This is a genomic window from Kitasatospora sp. NPDC097643 (assembly GCF_040302625.1).
GTDB lineage: Bacteria > Actinomycetota > Actinomycetes > Streptomycetales > Streptomycetaceae > Kitasatospora.
In genome coordinates, this window is the sequence record NZ_JBEOSA010000168.1 from 1 (window position 1) to 1,599 (window position 1,599).

General features: G+C 77.4%; 1 protein-coding gene and 1 pseudogene. One reads left to right on the top strand and one right to left on the bottom strand.

Features of this window, described 5'->3' with window-relative positions; all coding sequences use genetic code 11:
• Nucleotides 1-321, top strand: a pseudogene (locus ABTY15_RS39630) (hypothetical protein); the annotation flags it as partial.
• Between the two features lie 591 nt (nucleotides 322-912).
• Here the strand turns inward: ABTY15_RS39630 and ABTY15_RS39635 are convergent.
• A complete protein-coding gene (locus ABTY15_RS39635) occupies nucleotides 913-1,461 on the bottom strand; it encodes a hypothetical protein (protein ID WP_350607652.1) in 549 nt (182 codons plus the stop codon).
• Nucleotides 1,462-1,599: the final 138 nt, after the last annotated feature.

Here is a 1,599-nt window from a genome sequence, read left to right on the forward strand (position 1 = left end):
GAGGCCGGCCGGACCGAGCTGCGGGCCTGGTTCGACACCCCGGTGCCCCGGACCAACCCGCCGCGCGACGAACTCGCGATCAAGCTCGCCATGGCCCGCCCCGGGGGCCGGGTGGACCGGTACGGGTCCGTCGTGGGCGGGGGATGGGGGCGGGGGCTGCCGTTGGCGTTGGCGGGGGCGGGGCCGGCGGTGGTCCGCAGGGTGGTGCTCGTCGGCGGGACCGGGCAGTGGGGCGGGGTGGTGTGGCCGGGGGAGTGCTCGGCCGGGTCCAGGGGTGCCCGGTTCGGTGGGGAGCGGCCGGCCTGGTGGCGGGGTGCGTAGCGGGTGGCGGGCACCGCCTCGTCGCAGGTGGGGGCGGCGTGCGTGGGGAGGACGTCGAGGCCGCCGCCTGGCAGGGGCGGTTCGGGGGCGGGTGCCGAAGGGGCCGTGGGTGCGGATGACGGGGAGGAGGGGCGGCTGCGTCGATGGTGGTGTTGGTGCGGCGTCTGTGGTCCTGCGGCCCGTACGGTGCGGACGTCGTGCCCCCGCGGGGCCGCGTGCGGTCTGTCGTGGCAGGCGGGGGCAGGTGTGCGTGTCGTGTCGGAGGGCGGGCGGAACCCGGTGGGCCGGTGGCGGGGTGTCGACCCGCTCCCGCCGGTGCCGACGGTGCGTCAACCCCAGGCCCCTGGCGCCCGTGCCGGGGGCTGGGGTGTGGGCGAGGGGGCGGGGCAAGGGCGGGATGCCCGTGGGGACGGGCTGGGCCCGCCGTGGTGGGGGCGGTGGCCGTGGCCTGGCGGTGGGCGTTCACGGGGCTCGGGTGTCCCTGCGTGTGCCCTGTGTGTGGGTGGGGGCGTGTGGCCTGCCGGTGTGACGGGCCCGGGTGTGGCGCCGGTGTCTGTTGGCGTGGTCGGTCGGGGGCGTCGGCCCGGGCGGTCAGCGGTGGCGGCGGTGGTAGGAGAGGGTCACGGCGGCGAGCAGTGGGCCCCATAGGACCAGGGGTTGGTAGAGGATGCCGACGACGGTGTGCCAGGGGGTGAGCATCGCCGGGTGTTCCTCGGTGTTCCACCAGAACACCAGGCTGCTCCACAGGCAGATGAGGGCCAGTGAGCCGGCGGTGGCGGGGATGACGGCGGCGAGGGGGTGGACGCGTCGGCCGCCGATGACCGGGATCCAGCGTGGTACCACCTCGCCCCAGGGCCGTACCAGGCCGAGTGTCAGCAGGGCGAAGGCCTCCGAGACGACGCTGAGCCCGACCACGTAGACCACGCCCCAGCCGGGGATGTGGAAGTCGTGGCGGAGCACGGGCTCGCTGTAGCCGACCGGAAGGCCCAGGGCCAGTGCGATGCGCCACAGCCCCGAGGGCACGGTGGTCAGGGCGGCGGCATGCGCGGCCCACACCGCCCAACGCGGCGGCGGAGCAGGCGCGGCAGGCACGGCGGGGGTGGCGGGGGTGGCAGGGGTGGTGGGGGCGGCGGTGGGCATGTGACCAGCCTGGCCGGTGTGCGGTGGTGGCACGTCCTTCCGCGGGGCCGCGTTCCTCCCCCGGCCGGGGGAGGAACGGGCGGGCGTGTCACCTGGGGCTCCCCGCCCGCCGCCCGCCGCCGCCGGGCGGCGGCCCCC